The 17,089-nt window shown below is 69.3% G+C and carries 13 protein-coding genes and 2 pseudogenes; 9 read left to right on the top strand and 6 right to left on the bottom strand.

What is annotated here, in order from left to right:
• The first annotated feature begins 331 nt into the window (after positions 1–331).
• Positions 332–781: a DUF1931 family protein gene (locus OHU34_RS38570; RefSeq protein WP_142268807.1), complete on the top strand. Its 450-nt coding sequence runs from the start codon at positions 332–334 to the stop codon at positions 779–781.
• A 359-nt stretch (positions 782–1,140) separates the two neighbouring features.
• Positions 1,141–2,334, top strand: coding sequence for a PP2C family protein-serine/threonine phosphatase (locus OHU34_RS38565; RefSeq protein WP_142268809.1), 1,194 nt, complete (start codon positions 1,141–1,143; stop codon positions 2,332–2,334).
• 610 nt (positions 2,335–2,944) lie between these two features.
• Here the strand turns inward: OHU34_RS38565 and OHU34_RS38560 are convergent.
• The 3 genes from OHU34_RS38560 to OHU34_RS38550 form a co-directional block, all read right to left on the bottom strand.
• Positions 2,945–3,337, bottom strand: a complete 393-nt coding sequence (locus OHU34_RS38560) for a DUF2267 domain-containing protein (RefSeq protein WP_405770856.1) — start codon at positions 3,335–3,337, stop codon at positions 2,945–2,947.
• Between the two features lie 26 nt (positions 3,338–3,363).
• Entirely contained in the window at positions 3,364–5,295 is a 1,932-nt protein-coding gene (locus tag OHU34_RS38555; RefSeq protein ID WP_405770853.1) for an MFS transporter, read from the bottom strand.
• Between the two features lie 466 nt (positions 5,296–5,761).
• Entirely contained in the window at positions 5,762–6,256 is a 495-nt protein-coding gene (locus OHU34_RS38550) for an Hsp20/alpha crystallin family protein (protein ID WP_405770850.1), read from the bottom strand.
• Between the two features lie 332 nt (positions 6,257–6,588).
• Between OHU34_RS38550 and OHU34_RS38545 the strand changes: the two are divergent.
• A pseudogene (locus tag OHU34_RS38545) lies at positions 6,589–6,747 on the top strand (Hsp70 family protein); the annotation flags it as partial.
• Here the strand turns inward: OHU34_RS38545 and OHU34_RS38540 are convergent.
• Positions 6,744–6,845, bottom strand: a pseudogene (locus OHU34_RS38540) (Hsp70 family protein); the annotation flags it as partial. The pseudogenes OHU34_RS38545 and OHU34_RS38540 overlap by 4 nt on opposite strands.
• A 268-nt stretch (positions 6,846–7,113) precedes the next feature.
• On the opposite strand from OHU34_RS38540, the gene OHU34_RS38535 reads away from it, so the two are divergent.
• Both OHU34_RS38535 and OHU34_RS38530 read left to right on the top strand, forming a co-directional pair.
• Positions 7,114–7,797, top strand: coding sequence for a hypothetical protein (locus tag OHU34_RS38535; RefSeq protein WP_405770848.1), 684 nt, complete (start codon positions 7,114–7,116; stop codon positions 7,795–7,797).
• 758 nt (positions 7,798–8,555) lie between these two features.
• Entirely contained in the window at positions 8,556–11,006 is a 2,451-nt protein-coding gene (locus OHU34_RS38530; protein WP_405770845.1) for a SpoIIE family protein phosphatase, read from the top strand.
• A gap of 531 nt (positions 11,007–11,537) precedes the next feature.
• Here the strand turns inward: OHU34_RS38530 and OHU34_RS38525 are convergent.
• Positions 11,538–11,729, bottom strand: a complete 192-nt coding sequence (locus OHU34_RS38525) for a hypothetical protein (protein ID WP_405770843.1) — start codon at positions 11,727–11,729, stop codon at positions 11,538–11,540.
• 190 nt (positions 11,730–11,919) lie between these two features.
• A complete protein-coding gene (locus OHU34_RS38520) occupies positions 11,920–12,462 on the bottom strand; it encodes a MarR family winged helix-turn-helix transcriptional regulator (protein ID WP_405770840.1) in 543 nt (180 codons plus the stop codon).
• A gap of 249 nt (positions 12,463–12,711) precedes the next feature.
• Here OHU34_RS38520 and OHU34_RS38515 point away from each other — a divergent pair, with 249 nt between their 5' ends.
• From OHU34_RS38515 to dapA, 4 genes are read left to right on the top strand one after another with little or no spacing between them, the layout of a single operon-like run.
• Positions 12,712–13,215, top strand: coding sequence for a flavin reductase family protein (locus tag OHU34_RS38515; RefSeq protein WP_405770838.1), 504 nt, complete (start codon positions 12,712–12,714; stop codon positions 13,213–13,215).
• A 59-nt stretch (positions 13,216–13,274) separates the two neighbouring features.
• Complete coding sequence (gene hpaB / locus OHU34_RS38510; RefSeq protein WP_405770835.1) at positions 13,275–14,741, top strand: 4-hydroxyphenylacetate 3-monooxygenase, oxygenase component; 1,467 nt, start codon at positions 13,275–13,277, stop codon at positions 14,739–14,741.
• Entirely contained in the window at positions 14,741–16,165 is a 1,425-nt protein-coding gene (locus OHU34_RS38505; protein ID WP_405770832.1) for a fumarylacetoacetate hydrolase family protein, read from the top strand. Before hpaB ends, OHU34_RS38505 begins: the two co-directional genes overlap by 1 nt.
• Entirely contained in the window at positions 16,162–17,088 is a 927-nt protein-coding gene (gene dapA / locus OHU34_RS38500; RefSeq protein WP_405770829.1) for a 4-hydroxy-tetrahydrodipicolinate synthase, read from the top strand. The genes OHU34_RS38505 and dapA overlap by 4 nt, the downstream gene beginning before the upstream one ends.
• Position 17,089 lies beyond the last annotated feature (1 nt).

The raw sequence follows: 17,089 nt of genomic DNA, 5'->3' as shown, positions 1-17,089 counted from the left end.
GTCCGGCAGGCCCTGCCACGCGGGAAGATCCAGACCGCCTGCGAGCACAACGCTACGTCCTGCCCGGCGCCGGGGGCGGCTGGTGGGCGGGATGGGCCGCGTCAACCGGCCCTGGCTGCTGCTCCCCGGCCTCTGCCGAGCGCTCTCGGGCCCTGCTGTCGGTCCGCACTCCCGTCCGACGACACGCGCAGTCGGATGCACGGGCCTGGCAGGGCAATCCACGGAGGCTATTTGGCCCCGCCATGCGCATGCGTTCGCGTGCCCCGTCGGCCAGGCTGACCGGGAAGCCCAGGGGCCAGGAGCGACCTGGCTCCCGCAGGAGGTTGTCGTCATGACCGTGATGTCCATCGCCAGATTCGAGAGGTTCTTTCGCGCGGCCGCAGGACTGAACGTCGACAAGAACGATCTCAAGCGGTACAGCGACTTCGTCGACGCCAAGCTCTACGATCTGCTGACCGTCGCCCAGGCCACTGCCAAAGCCAACGGGCGCGACATCATCCGGACCTGTGACCTGCCGATCACGAAAGGCCTGCGGGAGAGCATTCACCACTTCCGGAAGATCGACCAGGAAGTAGAACTCGAGCCGATCCTGGAACAGCTCGCCACCCATCCCGCTCTGGACCGCACGCCCGATGAGGAGACCGAGGCGGCCTATCCGGACATCATCGGCGGACTCGGTCTGGCCCTTGCCCAGAGCTTCAAAACCCTCCACCCTGACCTGAAAAACCCCCAGACCCAGCACTGGGACGAGGCTCGAGCCGTCTTCGACCTCCTGCTGTGAGTGGCGACCGGAACAGCGGTGCAGGCCACGGCCGACCAGCGTCAGCGCGTTCTGCTTCTCGGCTGCCGCAACGACCTGCTGGCTCGCCGCAGGCCCTCGTCCACGTCCAGGGTGCTGCCGAAAGCGGTTCCGGTCGGTGAGCCGGCCGAGACCGCGGCGGGTACCCGCCGGGTGCTGGACCAGACCGCTGTGCGGCTTGCGGGGGTCTGCCCGATCCCCGACCGGCTGGTGTCGCCAGCCGATCCCGATGCCCGGCCGATCCGGGCAAGCCCCAGTCCTCCAGGCTGATCAGCCCACGGCTCGAGTGTCGGAGAGCTCGGATCGTGGCGGCTCGTACTCGAAGGGATCATCGAAGGCACATGGACAGGAACGTGTCCGTCGGGTACGGGGAGCGGCTGCTGGATGAACTGGTCAGGGCGGCCCAGCTTGCATCACCCGGGGAACTGCCCTTGGTCCTGAACCGGTATACCGAGGCCATGGGCTTGGGCAGGGCCGTTGTCTATCTGGTCGACATCCAGCAAGGACTGCTGGTGCCGTTTGTCGAAGGCGAGCCGGAACTGGAGCTCGACACTTCGCTGGCCGGATGGGCCTACCGCACCGACTCTCTCCGAGTGGAGGAAACCCCCTCCGGGGGGCTGAACGTGTGGCTGCCCCTGGCCGACGGAGCGGAGCGCCTGGGCGTCGTGGAGCTGAACATGAGCACTCTGGACGGGCTCAAGCTCCGGCGCTGCCGAACGGCGGCGCTGCTCCTGGCACTGGTCATCACGTCCAAGCGCACCTACAGCGACACCATCGCGCAGCGCATGCGTACCAGGCCGATGCACCTGCCCACGGAGATGGTGAGGGCCTTTCTCCCTCCCCGGTCGATCGGCACCGGGCGGGTCGTGTCGACGGCGGTCGTGGAGCCTGCGTACGAGCTGGGCGGCGATGCTTTCGACCATGCGTTCACCGAGGACGTTCTGCACGCCACAGTCCTTGACGGCATGGGGCACGATCTGGCGTCTGGACTTGCCACCTCTGTCGCCATGGCAGGCTGCCGTAACGCCCGGCGCAGCGGGGCAGACCTGAACGAACTCGTGGGCACTATGGACGAGGCGTTGGCGAAGTGGCTTCCGGAGCAGTTCTGCACGGGGGTCTTCACCCAGTTGCACATGCCCACCGGTGTGCTGCGATGGTGCAACTGCGGCCACCCGCCTCCGTTGCTCATCCGTCGCCATCGCCTGCTCCACAGGGCCTTGGAGCGGGCACCTGAGCCTCCTTTGGGTCTGCCCGCCAGCCTCGCCGGGACCGCCCGTCAGGTGCACGACGTCAGCCTCGAACCCGGTGACCGGATACTGCTCTACTCAGACGGCGTCGTGGAGTCACGCGATGATGCAGGCGAAGAGTTCGGCCTGGAGCGCTTCACCGACTACATCATCCGGTCGACCGCAGCGGGGCAGAGCGCCCCGGAAGTGCTGCGCCTGCTCATCCATGCCATCCTCGAGCATCAGCACAACGAACTCAGCGACGACGCCACGATCCTGATGTTCGAGTGGCAGCCCCCTGATCCGTGACCGCAAGAGCCGGAAGGCGCAGCCGTGGCGCCGGACTCCGAGGACGCAGCCGCTACGTCGGTGGATTTCCGGGCGGAGCTCAGTCTCCGGGAAGCGGCCGGCGCCGCAATCTGCGGCGCCGGCCCGCGCAGGCAGGGCCTCAGGCGATCACTGCGAGGGTAAGCGAAGATCCGGACACAGCGGTTTGAACCCGTCGCACACTCCGGCAGCGGAACCTGAAATCCATCCCGCAGGACCGGCGGACGACGGTCATCACACTCGGTAACCGCATGTCGGGCCGGCTCATGACCTCCTCCGCCGGGGTCACGGCAGGAGCGCGGCAAACGAGGTCGGCAACCGGGATTTGAGGTGCTGCCATTCGCCGGCGCTCACATGGCGCTCCAGAGATCCCAGAACTCCTCGTCACTCATCTTCACGGGCGTCCCGGCCGGCTTCCAGCCGTCGTGGTGGACGCCCCTGACCAGGGTCGGCAGCTGGGCGCCGGACTGTACGGCCGTCTCGACCGGGAGGACGATCCCGGAGCGGGTACAGCACGGCCCGCAGTGCCGCGTACGACTGCTTGCGCCGGTCTTTGGCCCATTGGGCCCTCCGTTCTGGGCGCCTCACGGGCTCAGTCGGCGAGGTCGGCCTTGCCGAACAGGACCGCGTAACTGGAGGGGAGCTGGCTGATGATCTGGTTCAGTTCTCCGCCGGTGACAGCGTCGGCAACAGTGGTCAGGACCGCACTGGCGTCCCACTGCGCCGTACGCGGCCGGGCATTGGTGCGCTCGGCGACCCGGCGGTAGAACTCTTCGATCCCGAAGCTCTGCGCCTGCTGCGGCGTGGCATGGTCAAGAACCTGTCCCAGCGGGCCGGGCAGCTGGGATGCGAGGTCCTTGACCTCTCCCGGACTGATCCGTTGGGCCAGCACTTCCAGCACGGCGTTGGTGACGTTCGCGGCTTCGTCCTGGTCGTTGTATTCGCCTCGCTCGCGTACACGGGCGAGGAACCCGTCGTATTTCATCGCTGCCTTCCTCCTGCCCGCTCCGGTCACCGCTGGTCATGGGGATCGCCCGGTGCACTGCCGGGCCGTCCGGGTCCGTGCGTCGGCGCGTAGCTGCCGTCCGCAAGGCTCTCGGCCCGGGACTCCCGCACGGACGCACGCAGGGCACGGCGGAAGCGACCGGGGCCCCAGGAACGGCCGCCCACGGCCTGTTCGAGTCGGTCGCGGCTGGTCGGGCCGGCTTCTCGGAGCGTGTGGGTGATCTGTTCGATCTCGTCGTCGAGGCGTTGTTCGGCCATGGCGGACGTACGGCTTGCCGTACCCGCGGTGCCGGCCATCCCCGGCGAGTACAGGGTGCTGCCCGGTCCCGTGCCCGGGCGGTAGCGGCGGGCTCCGGCGCGCTCCCGCTCCCGGCGGCGGCCGGTGCGGTCGGCGATCCGCAGTTCCCGCTCGTGCGCGGCCTGCCGGACGTGCGCGGGCCGGACGCGGTCTCGCGCGTCCTGTGGCGCGGGCTCGTTGCGCCAGGCTGCTTCGGTTTCCTCGGCGGTGAGCGGCCGGGCGATGTTCTCCAGGGACTGCTGTTCGGCCTGGACACCGAAGAAGACCTCGGCCAGTCCGCCCAGCGCCATGGCTGCCGCTCCGACGAGGAAACCGACGGCCACCAGATCGGCATCGCCACTGTGAATCAAGTGGCCGAACAGCAGCGGGCCGGTGATTCCGCCCACGGCCGTGCCGATCGCGAAGAACAGCGAGATGGACAGGGCTCGGGTTTCCATGGGGAAAACCTCACTCACCGTCAGGTAGGCCGAACTCGCTCCCGCGGACGCCACGAAGAAGGTCAGCGAGACCAGCAGGAAGAACCACCATGTCGTCAGGGAGCCGCTGATCAGCAGGACGGCGAGCACGGCTGCCACGACTGCCGAGCCGAAGTAGGTGCCCGCGATCATCGGCTTTCTGCCAATGGTGTCGAACAGTCGGCCGAGAAGGAGTGGTCCGAGGAAGTTGGCGATCGCGAAGAGGGCCAGGAAGTAGGGGATCGAGCCGGAGCCGATGTCGAAGAAGCCGTTCAGGATCGTGCCCAGGTCGAAGACGATCGCGTTGTACAGGAACGCCTGTCCGATGAAGAGCGCCAGACCGAGAACGGCGCGACGCGGGTACCGCCGCAGAGCCACGACGGCGATCTCCGTGAACGGGATCACGGCGCGCTGCCGTACGGTGACCGCCTCGCCCGGTTCCGGCAGCTCGCGGCCGGTCTCCTGGCGGACCTCGGCCTCGATCCGGTCGACGATGCGTTCAGCCTCGGCTTGATGCCCGTGGATGAACAGCCAGCGCGGACTCTCCGGTACGTGGCGGCGTACCAGCATGATGCCCAGGCCCAGGGTGCCGCCCAGGCCGAAGGCCAGCCGCCAGCCGAGGTCGGCTGCCAGCAGACTCTCGTTGAGAAGCAGCACAGCGACCAGGCTGCCGAGCGCCGCACCGACCCAGTAGCTGCCGTTGATGGCCAGATCCACCTGGCCGCGGTTGCGGGCGGGAATCAGCTCGTCGATGGCCGAGTTGATGGCGGCATACTCTCCGCCGATGCCCATACCGGTGATGAACCGGGCGAGGTAGAGGTACCAGGCGTCGTGGGCGAACGCGGTCGCGACGGTGGCGAGGATATAGATGCCGAGCGTGAGCATGAACAGCTTCTTGCGCCCGTAGCGGTCGGTGAGCCTCCCGAACAGGAGAGCGCCCGCACATGCGCCGGCCACATAGATGGCGGCGGCAGTGCCTATGTCGCCGCTGGTCAGGTTGATGCCGCTGCCCGGCTCGGTCATACGGGCGGCAACCGCTCCGACGATCGTCACTTCGAGTCCGTCCAGAATCCAGACGGCTCCCAGACCGATGACGATCCGCCAATGGAATCGGGACCACGGCAGCCGGTCAAGCCGGGCCGGGACCTTCGTCGTGACGACGCCGAACTCGGCGGTGGTGGTCATGCCATGCCTCCTCGTTCAGGGCCATGGGCTGTTGCCCGGAGAGGGACAGAACAGGCTGGAACGGACCGGTCCACATAGAGTGGTCTTCTGTGCTGCGCTGCCACCTTCTGGGACACCGTTTTCGCTTCCTCCACGAGGGCGACACGATGCTCTGGCACTGCGCGCGTGGGTGCGGAGCGGAAGGAAGCAAGCGATATCCGAGGGCCCAGGACGCCGAGCGTTACGCACGGGCATTCGACCGCGAGGACCAGGCGGACATGGGCCGGCGAGCACCGCTGGGCCTGCTTCCCCTTCGGCTGCTGCGCGCTTGGCGTCTGCGGGGCCGAAAGGAGGCCGGTGGGGAGCCGCGTGCAGAGTTTCCGCCGCCGTGAGGGGGTGCGGACGTCGTTCACGAGTCACTCGGTGTCGAGTCTCGCCGGCCCGGCCGCGGTGCCGGACGTCTGTCCGGAACCGCGGCGTTCGGGTCTCAGCCCTCGCTCTCGGGGCTTTCACTCTTCTCGCTGATCTCGATGTGCCGGGGCCTTGCGACCTCGGCCTTGGGTACGGCGATGTTGAGCACCCCGTCCGACATCCGCGCATTGATCTTTTCGGTGTCGACCTCTCCGGGCAGCCGCAGCCGGTACTCGAAGGATCCGGTGCGGCGGGTGCTCCGGCGCAGGACGCCTTTGCGTTCCTTCTCCTTGATCTCTCCGGTGACCACCAGCTCCTGGCCGTTCGCTTCGACGTTGATGTCCTTGCTCTTGACGCCGGGGATTTCGATCTCGACGTGGAAGGCGTCGTCGGACTCCGTGACATCCGCCAGAGGTGTCCACGCGACTGCGGGCGCCGCGCCTCCCACCGTGGATTCCATCAGTCCGCTCATCTCGCCGAGCAGTTGGTCGAACTCCGTCAGTGGATTGCGTGCCCAGCCAAGGGGTCTGTCCTGTATTGCGCCGCGGTGGCGCCGGACGGGCGTGGACATTGCCATCGCCTCCTTCTCCTTCTCGTGATCTCGTCGCCTGCTGGGTGTCATGCGGGCCAAGCGGACTGTTTCGGACGGGTCTGCGGGGAGGTGTCGGTGCCGCCGGGCGCGGCCGTGTGGCTCAGGTAGCGGTGCACGGAGTGGATGCTCATCGCGCCTTCGCCGACCGCGGAGGCCACGCGCTTCACCGAGCCGCTGCGGACGTCGCTTGCGGCGAAGACGCCAGGCAGGCTGGTCTCCGACGTCAGGCAGTCACGGGCCCTCTCCCGCTCGCCCTGCAGGACGACGACGTCGACGGCGGGCTGGTTGTCCTCGGCGGTGGAGAAGGCAGTGACAACGACATCGGCGAGGTCATCCTGGTCGGCGGCTCGGCCCGCATCCCCGCCGTCCAGACCCTGGTGCGGAGGCTGAGCGGCGGCAGGGACCCCAACATGAGCGTCAACCCCGACGAGGTCGTGGCGATGGGCGCCGCGATCCAGGCCGGGGTGCTCTCGCTGCGGCGCACCGGGATGGTGGTGTTCCGCTCGATGATCTTCGTCATCACTCCGCCGCGCGTCTCCACGCCCAGCGACAACGGGGTGACGTCGAGCGGCGATGGTCCTGCGGGCCTGCTCGTTCATCAGCCAGTCCTTCCTGCCACAGCCACCGGTGCGCCCGGCGATCCCTGACAAGCCCAGAGTGGCAACAGAGCAGCGCGCTCCGCCTGCACCCGGCAGGTCGGAAATCGACGCAGTCGATCGGCCCACGAGAACAAGGCTCAAAGTCGGATGGTCTTGCCTGCGCCGGGTGCTCGGGGCTCGCCCGGGCGGGGATCCCACGACTCGCTCGATCCCCTCCGATGACCGGAGGGGAACGGAGTGATCCATGGCCTGCCATCCGTAACGGAGGCCGTCCCCTCACGTCTCCGAACCAAGACGTCCCCCGCCACCCGAGCAACACCGCGGGCGCCGAACGGCACAACCCCCGTCCACTCGCGGCGCTGCACCCACACGGGCTGCTGGTGCTGTCCCACACCCTGCCCAGCGTTCGCTCGCCCAGGAGCTCATGCATATGCGCGAACTCACCGAGGTCGACTGCGGCTGCGCCGCCAGCTGATCGACAACCTGTTGGAGGGCACGGACGAGACGAGCGCCTGTGCCCGGGCCGAAGCCGTCGACCACGACCTGCAACGTACTCACTACGTGGTCGCGGTGCACTGGCCGGGCGACGCCGCGACCAGCTCCTTCACTTGTGCCGTCGAGCAAGCGACGGCCACCACGGCGACCCGGCCGCTGATCACCCGTCGCGGCGACCGGATGGTCCTGCCGACCGAAGCGAGGATGGGAACGGCGCCACTGCGCGCCGGGCCAGTAGGAGCGGTCGCGGTGCGGTGCGGGCCGGTCACGACCTTCTCGCACTTCTCCTACGAACGCGACGAGGCGAGGCCGAGGGCGCGCATGCGCCTCACGTGCCGCGGAGAAGGGTTCGGGTCTCGTGCTCGATCTGCCGGGCCTCTCCGGTGGGTACGACCACGATCGGTATTTCCGCCCCCGGCCCGCTGACGATTGCCGGACGGCCCACGTCATCGGGCGTGCGCAGGCCGCCGGTCAGGCCGAGGGCGGTGAGACGGGTGCATGGTTATGGCACGGAGCTGAAAGTGTGCGGACCAGGACGGGTACCGCGGCCAGGCAGTGCGTGCGGGTCGCTCCCGCGGCGTTCGACCAGCACGACAGCAAGGGCGACGTGCATTCTCCTTCATTCACCGCCGAGGTCGGTCAGGCGGTGCGGTGGACGATCCGGCCACGATTACCGGCGCGGATGGATCGAACGCTCCCCGCTCGACCGCCGGCCGGCACCGACCAGATGAGCGACCTGCCCTTCCTGTCCTCGTCGAGACTGCTGGGGCCCCGTGGAACATGACCAGAGCGTCGGCGGCCCTGCCGAGAGGCCCCGTATGAGCGCGGCCTATCTGTTCTGTTCCATCGGCCAGGCAGGCGGCCGGACCACTTCACGTGGCCGTGAAGGCGCCCGGTCGGGACAGGGAGGGGCCACGACGCACCAGCGCCGCCCACTTCGGCGCCGCGGACATCGAGGTGGCTGTGCCGACCGGGGCGCCAGCGCGTAGTGATTCGCGGCCGCTCTGAGTGGCTCACTACGCGTGGCGCGGCAGGAATGTGGACCCACCTGGTTCAGCAGCGCAATGATCCGGATCAGGCGACATATCACCATCTTGCCTCTCAGGAGTTCCAGGGGGATGCTGAGGTCACTGACCCCGGCCGCGGAGGGCACGGTGGCTCCGCCGGAGTGAGGAACGCCAGCAATGGACCTGCCCGGAGGCGCTGCCAACCGCAAACCCGCCGATCTTCCGTCCGGCATCGAACCGCCTGTCGCGATGACCGTCGACACCTCCGGCGTCGTGACGGGGTGGAGTCCTGGCGCCTACCGGCTCCTGGGCCGCACCAGTCAGAAGATGGTGGGCCGGCCGCTGACCGACATCATGGTCTCCGTGAACGGTTTCCCGTCCGCTCTACGGGACGGGTGGCGCGATGAACTGGGGATGCGGTGCCGAGACGGGCGCGTCCTCAGGGCGGTGGTGGAGGCGCACGCCCTCAGTCGGCAGGGAGCGGCGGAGTGGTTGCTCACGATCGGAGCCTGCCGTCAGGACGGCGGGGCCATCGCAGCCGATCAGGCCGTACTCGAATGGCTGTTCACGGACTCGCCGGTCCCGCTCACGGTCTACGACACGGACCAGCGCTGCGTGCGGCAGAACGTAGCCATGAGCCGGATGATCGGCATGTCCGAGGACGACAGGCAGGGGCGCGAGCTCGAAGACGTCCTGACCGGCCCGGACACGGAGGACTGGCAGAGCCGACTACGGCAGGTGGTGGAGAGCGGCCGCCCGGCGACGGCGCACATGATCCGTGGGCGCACGCCGGCTGATCCGGATCACGATCACATCTTCACCGCCACCGCTTCTCCGCTGTACGGACGGGCCGGAGACGTGGTGGGCGTGTGCGCCACCGTTCGAGACATCACCGATGAGCACCGCGACAAGCAGCGGCTGGCCATCCTGAACGAAGCCAGCGCCCGCATCGGCAGCACCCTGGACGTGATGGGCACCGCCCAGGAACTCGCCGAAGTCGCTGTTCCCCGGCTCGCCGACTTCGTCAGCGTGGATCTGCTCGAGCCCTTGTTGCGCGGCGAAGAACCCGATTCAGTCACGCGGGGGGCCGAACTTCGACGTGTGGCTCACCTGTCTGTGCGTGAGGGCACACCGGAGGCAGTGGTGGCGCTGGGGGAGGTCGACTACTTTCCATGGCACTCACCCGCAGCCCGCTGTCTCGCGACAGGTCGCCCTGTGCTGCTGCGGGGCGAGGACGCCCGTAGCTCCCGATGGTTCGCCGACGACCCGCGTCGCGCGCGGAAGACAGCGCAGTACGGGTTCCATTCGTGGATGTTCGTCCCGGTCCGGGCCCGGGGGCTTCCGCTCGGCGTGGCGCTCTTCTGCCGGTCACGGCCCGCCGAGCCGTTCGAGCAGGCGGACGTGGAGCTGGCGGAGGAACTGGTCTCGCGCGCCGCGGTCTCACTGGACAACGCCCGCCGCTTCACCCGCGAGCGCGGGGCGGCCCTGACCCTGCAGCGCAGTCTTCTTCCCGGCCGCCTGCCTCAGCAGTCCGCCCTGGAGGCTGCCGGCCGCTATCTGCCGGCGACATCGCGGTACGGGGTCGGGGGCGACTGGTTCGACGTGATCCCGCTGTCCGGTGCGAGGGTCGCCCTGGTCGTCGGCGACGTGGCCGGGCACGGCATCCAAGCCTCTGCCACCATGGGACGCCTGCGCACGGCGGTCCGTACCCTGGCCGATGTCGACCTCCCTCCCGACGAACTCCTGATCCACCTCAGTGATCTCGTCGCTCAGCTGGGCGACGAAGAGCCCTTCGAGGCGGACGATTCGGCCCCCACGGCGATATGGGCCACGGCCCTGTACGCCATCTACGATCCCGTCTCGGGCAGGGCCTCGTTCGCCAGCGCCGGCCATCCGCCCCCGGCGGTACTCGCTCCAGGCAACGGCACGAGGTTCCTGGAGCTCGAGCCGGGTCCCCCGCTGGGCCTGGGCGGCCTGCAATTCGACGTCTGCGATGTCGACCTGCCCGAGGGCAGCGAGATCGTCCTGTACACCGACGGGCTGATAGGCCCGCGTGACAGGGATGTGGACGAGGGGCTCGAACAGCTACGCCGCCGACTCGCCAGGCCCTCCGCATCGCTGCGGACGAGGTGTGACGACGTGCTCGGAGACCTGTCGTCGGGGCATCCCGCGGACGACGTGGCCTTGCTGATCGCCCGCACCCACACCTTCGGTGAGGACCGCGTGGCCGTCCTGGACGTACCCGTGGACCCGGCCTTCGTGGCCGACGCCCGGTCATGGGCCAGAGGCCGGCTGGTCGCCTGGGAAATGGAGGAGGCCGACTTCGTCACCGAGTTGGTGGTGAGCGAACTGGTGACCAACGCCATCAGGTACGGCGCCCCGCCGATTCAGCTGCGGTTGGTCAGGGACAGCACCTTGATCTGCGAAGCGAGTGACGCGAGCAGTACGGCCCCGCACCTGCGCCGAGCCCAGCTCTTCGACGAAGGCGGACGCGGACTCCTTCTCATCGCCCAGGTGACCGACCGCTGGGGAACGCGGCAGAACCGGCACGGCAAGACGATCTGGTGCGAGCAGAAGTCGTCGGAGGATTCCGGGCGCGGCCTGTTCCCGGCTCCGGGCTCCCTGTGACGGGCTGCGTACCTAGCCGCACGCGCGGCGTGTGTCGAGGACGAAGCCGGTTCGCGGACGATGGCATCGATGGACGCCTGCGTGGGATCGAAGGCAGCCGTGTCGGTCGTCAACCGCGCACTCCCTTTGTTGAGGGCGATAGCGGCCGGGACGGCCAGCAACGCAATCGCGGTACTGACCGGCCCCCTCGCCGCGAGGGAAGCCCTCCCGCGTCCGCGCCGCCGGGCCCGGCCGCCGTCCGCGACGGGATCGATGTGGCACATCGTACGTCGTGGTTATCCGGATTCTGGGCCTCGATGAACTGCCCCGCCCACCGCTGCGTCCTGCTCGCCACCGCAATCGCCGTGTCCGCCGTGCTCTGGTCGCGCTCCACCGTCGGCATGCGGGCCGCGGCCGCAACCCTGCGCGTGCATCACTCCACCGTGCAAGAACGCATTTTCCCGCGCCGACCTCGACGGAGGCCGCGTCCTGTTCTCGACGGGGCTGCCGGCCGCGGGTCCGGTCCAGGACGGCGGCGGCCGCGTCGGCCGCTCATTCCAGCACTATGGCGTCCACGGGTCGTCGCGGACCGGAGTGCTCCAGCCGCAGCACGGTGCCCGCAGTGCCGCCGTGGGCGCGGGGCCAGGCCGGGTCGGGCAGGTCGGCCGACGCGGCCGTCCGCGTCGACGCCGTCCAGCGCCTCTTCCCTGCCTCCGAGCGAGCAGCCGCCTCGGCAACCGACACGGGATAGCCGGTCCCTCCCCTCCGCTTCGGCCGGAGCGATAGGCACCGGCAGCGCGTTCGGGACCGTGTCCGGCGGGCGCGGGATGGTGGAGCCGGTACGACGAACGGGACCGAATACGCCCGGACCCCGTGACGCACGCATCCTGAGATCATCCGGATGGCGATCCCCGCTCCGCCTGTCGTCCCCCACTCAGACCCGGTGGCGGACGTCGAAGCGCGTGGAGTGGGCGATCAGCTTGCCCAGCAGTTCGGTGAGGCTTCGCTGCTCCTCCGCGGTCAGGGAGCTCGCCCATTCCTGCTCACGTTCGTTGTGTGCCCGGAAGGCCGAGGTGATCGCCTCCAGTCCGGCCGGAGTCAGACGGAGTTGGACAGCCCGGCCGTCGTACGCGGCACGCTCTTTGCTGATCAAGCCGTCCCGCTCCAAGGTGGCGACCAACGCGGAGACCGCGGCCCTGCTCATCCCGGACAGTTCCGCCACCTTCTTGGCCTCCGCAGGGCCGGCCAGCCAGACGGCGAAGAGAACCCTGAAGCCGGGCCACGACCAGCCGCGCGGCCTGTGCACGCTCGACTCGAGGTCGTACACGAGCATGTTGGCGGCGCGATGCAGGGTGAGCACCAGCCGCATGGCGACGGGGTCGATACCGGGCAGTTCCCGTTCGGCCCGTTCGACGGCGTGGTCGATGAACGACCAGAAGTGCAGGTCCTCGGCGGCGTCGGGTTCTTCCTGGGTCACACCCGGAGTGTAGGCCGGGCCGCGAGGCTGCCCCGGCGGGCCGCCCCGCAGGTTTCCGGCGAGTAACACGACTTTCCCCCCGGGGGTTCCCAACCCCGCACACCGCGAGTACGGTCACAGCAATAATCAAAGCTTTGATTGTTCTTGTTGGCCGTGTTCTCCGCCGGTGCACAGGTCCCCCGCGTCCCTTGGTCCTCCGGCGGAATCTCCGCCCAAGGTCCCGTCGCCCGGCCGCCCCTGGGAGTCCCCATGCCAGATGCCCTCGCTCCACCCAGTCCCGGCGCCCTGCGCGCCTGTATGGCACGCTTCGCCACCGGTGTCACTGTCGTGACCTACCGCGGTGACGACGGCGCGCGGGGCGCGACGATGAACTCGTTCACGTCCGTCTCGGCCGATCCCGCGCTGGTGCTGATCAGCGTCGCCCGCCGGGCCCGCTGCCATGACCAGCTCCTGGACCGGCCCTTCTGCGTGAACGTCCTCGGCGCCGAACAGGAGCCCCTGGCCCGGCAGTTCGCCGGCGTCGAGGGAGCCGCGCAGCCGCGCTGGATGCCCGACGCCCGCGTGCCACGGCTCCATAGCCCCCTCGCCTGGATGGAGTGCGCACCCTGGCGCTCGTACGACGGCGGCGATCACACCCTGGTGCTCGGCCGCGTCACCGATCTCGGCCACCGCGACGGTGACGCCCTCACCTACGCCTGGAGCCGCTTCGGCACCGCGACCGAATCGGCCGACGGCATCGAGCACCTCTTCTGACACCGACACCCCTCCGCACCCCTGTCCCGAGCCCCTCCCCCAGCCCGTAGGAGCTGAACATGGCCGCACGCACCGGCAAGGAATACCTCGAGCGACTCGCCGTCTCCCGACCCACCGTCCACATCCAGGGTGAGACCGTCACCGGCGGCATCCCCGATCACCCGGCGTTCCGGAACGTGGTGCGGACCTACGCCGAGTTGTTCGACCTCCAGCACTCGGACGAGCACAAGGACGTCCTCACCTACGCCTCCCCCACTTCCGGCGAGCCGGTCGGCACCTCGTTCCTCACGCCGAGGAGCGCCGACGACCTGGTCAAGCGCCGCGAGGCGTTCAAGGTGTGGGCCGACCACAGCAACGGCATGCTCGGCCGCACCGGCGACTACATGAACAGTTCCCTGATGGCGCTCGCGTCCGCGGCCGACTGGTTCGCGCAGGCCGATCCCGGCTTCGGGGAGAACATCCGCCGCTACTACGAGAAGGTCCGCGAAGAGGACCTTCTGTGCACGCACACCCTCATCCCGCCGCAGGTCAACCGTGCCGTGGCGGGCACCCAGCAGGCGAGTGGGAAGCTCGCTGCGCGGATCGTGAAAGAGGACGACAACGGGGTCGTCATCCGGGGCGCGCGGATGCTGGCCACCATCGCCCCGTTCGCCGACGAGATGCTGGTCTTCCCCTCGACGGTGCTGCGCGGCACTCCCGAGGACAAGCCGTACTCCTTCGCCTTCGCCGTCCCCAACGACGCCCCGGGGCTGCGCTATATCGCCCGCGAGCCCCTCGACTACGACCGCCCGCGCCACGACCACCCCCTGGCCTCCCGCTTCGAGGAGTCGGACTGTGTGGTCGTCTTCGACGACGTGCACGTGCCCTACGAACGGTGCTTCGCCCTCGGCGACGCCGAACTGTGCAACGGCTTCTACTCCCAGACCTCCTCCGTCGTGCACATGACCCACCAGGTCGTCACGCGTACGTCCGCGAAGACCGAGTACGTCCTCGGCCTGGTCTCCCTGCTGACCGAGGCCATCGGCATCGAGCAGTTCCAGCACGTCCAGGAGGACATCGCCGAGATCATCACCACCCTGGAGATGCTGCGCGCCTTCCTGCGGGCCGCGGAGGCCGACGCCGAGCTCAACGAGTACGGGGTGCTGACCCCCGCCTGGGCCCCGCTGAACGCCGCCCGCAACCTCTACCCCAAGCTCTACCAGCGCTTCCCGCAGATCCTGCGCAAGCTCGGCGCCTCCGGCCTCATGGCCACGCCGACCGAACTCGACATCACCGGGCCCGCCGCCGCCGACATCGAGGCGTACCTGCAGTCCGCGACACTGACCGGCCCGGAACGCGTCAAACTCTTCCGCCTGGTGTGGGACACCTGCATCTCGGCGTTCTCCAGCCGGCAGGCCCTGTACGAGTACTACTTCTTCGGTGACCCGGTCCGTATGGCGGGCGCGTACGTCAAGTCGTACGACCGCGATCCGTACAAGGCCAAGGTGCAGGCCTTCCTGAATCAGCACAGCCTGGAGCGTTCGTAATGGCGCACCCGCTGGGAAACCCCCCGTCGAAGATCATCGCCGTCCACCTCAACTATCCGAGCCGCGCGAGGGAACGGGGCCGCATCCCCGCCCAGCCGTCGTACTTCCTCAAGCCGCCGTCGTCGCTGTCCGGGACGAAGGAGGCGATCGTCCGGCCCGACGGATGCGAACTCCTCGGCTTCGAGGGCGAGATCGCGCTCGTCATCGGCTCACGCGCGCAGCGCGCGGCCCCGGAGGACGGCTGGTCGTACGTCCGCTGGGTCACGGCCGCCAACGACGCGGGGGTATACGACCTCCGGTACGCCGACCGCGGCTCCAACCTCCGTTCCAAGGGCGCCGACGGCTTCACCCCGATCGGGCCGCGGCTGCTGGACGCACGCCAACTCGACCCGGCCGCGCTGCGGCTGCGGACCTGGGTGAACGGCGAACCGGTGCAGGACGACACCACGGACACGCTGCTGTTCCCCTTCGGGCAGCTGGTCGCCGATCTGTCACGACTGGTCACCCTGGAGCCGGGGGACGTGATCCTCACCGGGACTCCGGCGGGCGCCTCGGTCGTCGCGCCCGGCGACGTGGTGGAAGTCGAGGTCACGGGCGGCGGGTTGTCGACGGGACGGTTGCGCAACCCGGTCGCCGCCGGGCCCGCGCTGGAACCGTACGGGGCGATGCCCAGGACCGATGCGGCCGAGCGGGACGCGGCGTACGGCACCGCGCACCCGCTGCTCGACCCGACGTTGGAAGAAGGGCTGCGGTCGGTGGCCGTGGCGACCTTGAGCGCCCAGTTGCGTTCGCGCGGCCTGCCCCACATGTCCGTCGACGGCGTCCGCCCGCTGCACCCCGGGGCTCGGCCCATGGTCGGGGTCGCCCACACCCTGCGCTACCTGCCGCTGCGTGAGGACCTGTTCCAGCGGTACGGCACCGGCATGAACGCCCAGAAGCGCGCGGTCGAGGAACTGCGCCCCGGACACGTGCTGGTGATGGACGCCCGGCGCGATCCGAGCGCCGGCACCCTCGGCGACATCCTCGCTCTGCGCGCCCAGCGGCGCGGTGCGGCCGGAGTCGTGACGGACGGAGCGGTCCGCGACAGCGTGGCGGTGGCGGGCCTCGGTCTACCGGTGTATGCGGCCGGTTCTCATCCGTCGGTCCTCGGCCGCCGGCACGTCCCCTGGGACACCGGGGTGCCCATCGCCTGCGGCGGGGCCCTGGTGCAACCCGGCGACCTGATCGTCGGCGACGCGGACGGCGTGGTGGTCGTCCCGCCGGACCTGGCCGAGGAGCTGATCGCCGACTGCCGGGAGCAGGAACGGCAGGAGCGCTTCATCACCGAGCAGGTCGCCGCGGGCGAGAGCGTCGACGGCCTGTATCCGCTGGGTCCGCCCTGGCGGGACGCCTACGAGAACTGGTGCAAGGGAGAATCACAGTGAAGTTCCGCAGCGACCCGTCGGCCATCCGCGGGTCCATCGCCCCCGTCGTCACACCGTTCACCGCGGACGGCGCCCTCGACCACGACAGCCTGCGTAACCTGATCCGCTTCCAGCTGGAGTCCGGTTCGCACGGCATCTCGCTCGGCGGCTCGACCGGCGAGCCGAGTGCGCAGAGCGTCGCCGAACGGATCGCGGGGATGCGTACGGCGGTGGAGGAGATCGGCGACCGGGTGCCGTTCCTGCCCGGCACCGGCTCCCACAAGCTCGATGAAACCCTGGAAATGACCGCGGCCGCCCGGGAGTTGGGCGCGGACGCGGCGCTCGTCATCACGCCGTACTACGCGCGGCCCACGCAGGAGGCGCTGTACCAGTGGTACGCGCGGGTGGCGCGGGAGTTCCCGGACCTGCCGATCGTGGCCTACAACGTGCCCTCGCGCACGGCGGTGGACATCGCACCGGAGACGGTCAAGCGACTGTTCACCGACTTCGAGAACTTCGTCGGGGTCAAGGAGACCACGAAGGACTTCGAGCACTTCTCCCGCGTGCTGCACGCCTGCGGGCGCTCCCTGCTGGTGTGGTCGGGCATAGAGCTTTTGTGTCTGCCGCTGCTGGCGCTGGGCGGGGCCGGGTTCGTGTCGGCCGTCGCCAACCTCGCGCCCACCGCGGTGGCCCGGATGTACGAGCTGTGGGAAGCGGGCGAGTTCGACGCGGCCCGGGACCTGCACTACCGCCTGCACCCGCTGGTCGACCTGCTGTTCGTCGAGACCAACCCGTCGCCGGCCAAGTGGGTGCTCGCCCAGCAGGGCCACATCGCCTCCACGTACGTCCGCCCGCCGCTGACCGGCCCCACCGACGCGGGACTGACCGAGATCCGTGCGCTGCTCGCACAGGGCGGCGACCTCGCCCAGCAGATCGGAGCCTGAC

The organism is Streptomyces sp. NBC_00080 (assembly GCF_045041255.1).
Taxonomy (GTDB): Bacteria; Actinomycetota; Actinomycetes; order Streptomycetales; family Streptomycetaceae; genus Streptomyces; species Streptomyces coriariae.
The sequence above is the reverse complement of the archived record's forward strand: the minus strand, read 5'-3'. Positions and strand labels throughout refer to the sequence as shown.

Bases quoted from the DNA above. Each gene is read 5' to 3' on its own strand.
- OHU34_RS38570 (WP_142268807.1), top strand. From the start codon at position 332: ATGACCGTGATGTCCATCGCCAGATTCGAGAGGTTCTTTCGCGCGGCC.
- OHU34_RS38565 (WP_142268809.1), top strand. From the start codon at position 1,141: ATGGACAGGAACGTGTCCGTCGGGTACGGGGAGCGGCTGCTGGATGAA.
- OHU34_RS38560 (WP_405770856.1), bottom strand. From the start codon at position 3,337: ATGAAATACGACGGGTTCCTCGCCCGTGTACGCGAGCGAGGCGAATAC.
- OHU34_RS38555 (WP_405770853.1), bottom strand. From the start codon at position 5,295: ATGACCACCACCGCCGAGTTCGGCGTCGTCACGACGAAGGTCCCGGCC.
- OHU34_RS38550 (WP_405770850.1), bottom strand. From the start codon at position 6,256: ATGTCCACGCCCGTCCGGCGCCACCGCGGCGCAATACAGGACAGACCC.
- OHU34_RS38530 (WP_405770845.1), top strand. From the start codon at position 8,556: ATGGACCTGCCCGGAGGCGCTGCCAACCGCAAACCCGCCGATCTTCCG.
- OHU34_RS38515 (WP_405770838.1), top strand. From the start codon at position 12,712: ATGCCAGATGCCCTCGCTCCACCCAGTCCCGGCGCCCTGCGCGCCTGT.
- hpaB (WP_405770835.1), top strand. From the start codon at position 13,275: ATGGCCGCACGCACCGGCAAGGAATACCTCGAGCGACTCGCCGTCTCC.
- OHU34_RS38505 (WP_405770832.1), top strand. From the start codon at position 14,741: ATGGCGCACCCGCTGGGAAACCCCCCGTCGAAGATCATCGCCGTCCAC.